The organism is Treponema sp. R8-4-B8, assembly GCF_054786175.1.
In genome coordinates this window covers 1-1,498 of record NZ_BDHE01000093.1, presented here as the reverse complement: position 1 = coordinate 1,498, position 1,498 = coordinate 1, and the positions used below count along the sequence as shown (strand labels likewise).

Sequence of the window (1,498 nt, the reverse complement as noted above, 5' to 3'; positions counted from 1 at the left end):
CGGCAGAGTTGTGAAAACTACGATGTGGACAACATTGACAAGGCCATGTCCGAACTGGAAAGCTCAGATTACGAAGAAGGCGCCGATTTGGTAACATGGCTGAGGCAAAAAATAGACATATCGAAAATGGGCGAAGCTGCGGAGCGGCTTTCTGAAGAATTATCTAAGCCTGACCAAAGCGGTTAGGCAAACATAGGAAAGAATTGAACAAATGACCGATGAACGGAAAAAAATTATTATTGTAGACGACAGTCTTGAAGACCTTACCGTGCTCAAGACTATCTTAAAAGACATATACATGGTATATCCATGCCCTTCAGCGGCAGCGATGTTTAATTTATTGGAACATATTCAGCCGGATTTAATCCTGCTGGATATTGAAATGCCTGAAATGAACGGATATGAAGCGGCAAAAAAATTGAAAAGCGTTGATGAATACTATGATATACCCATTATATTCCTGACCGCCATGAGCGATGATCAAAGTGAAATTAAGGGCTTAAAACTGGGAGCGGTTGATTATATCCGCAAACCTTTTATCATGCCGCTGTTGCTCAAACGGATAAGCATGCATATATCCCTAATGGAACAACATAAAATGATTCTTGATAGAAACAGAGAAATTGAGAATTTGCTTGAATTAAAAATACAAGAAGCCAGACTGCGCGAAAAGGCGGAACTGGAGGCGGAGGACGCGTCCCGCGCCAAGAGCGAATTTCTTTCCCACATGAGCCATGAAATACGTTCTCCGTTAAACGCCGTCATAGGCACGATAAACATCGCGAGGGAAACGGACGACATTCAGACTTTAAAACGTTACCTTGAGAAGGCTAATGACACGTCAAGGCATTTACTGAAGGTAATCAACAATATTCTTGACATGTCCAAAATTGAAGCGAATAAATTTGAACTTTTACACGGTAATTTTAATTTTAAAAATATGCTGTCAAAAATTATTGACTTAACAAAAGCCCGCGCCGAGAAAAAACAAATGCATATTACCGTTAATGTGAATGAAAATGTTCCGCCGTTCATCATCAATGACGAACAAAGATTATCGCAGGTCATTACAAATCTGATAACCAATGCGATAAAATTCTCGTCCGAAAACGAAAAGATCGAATTAAGCGCGGAAAAATTGGAAGAGCGTGACGGCGAAATAATCCTTAAGATAGAAGTTGCCGACAACGGCATAGGAATTTCACCGGAGCGGCAAGAAGAACTTTTCACGCCTTACAAGCATACAGACGGCGGGGTTTCCAAAAAAACCAGCGGCACGGGACTTGGACTTGCCGTTTCCAAACGGATTGTAGAACTCATGCAGGGAAAAATATGGATTGAATCGGAACTTGACAAGGGGTCAAAATTTATATTTACAATAAAAGCGAAAGAAGGAACCGGCAGCGCGGACATGGTTAGCGGTTCAGATGAAACCATTATTGATTTTAAGGAATATTCAATATTGGTCGCTGAAGACGTTGAAATCAACAGGGAAATT

General features: G+C 40.9%; 2 protein-coding genes. Both read left to right on the top strand.

What is annotated here, in order from left to right; genetic code table 11:
• Nucleotides 1-186: hypothetical protein (locus ACYVRA_RS06475; RefSeq protein ID WP_461251932.1), on the top strand; the 186-nt coding region annotated here is incomplete at its 5' end.
• Nucleotides 187-211: 25 nt separating this feature from the next.
• Nucleotides 212-1,498 (top strand): ATP-binding response regulator (locus ACYVRA_RS06470; protein WP_461251931.1); only part of this gene is annotated, 1,287 nt, incomplete at its 3' end.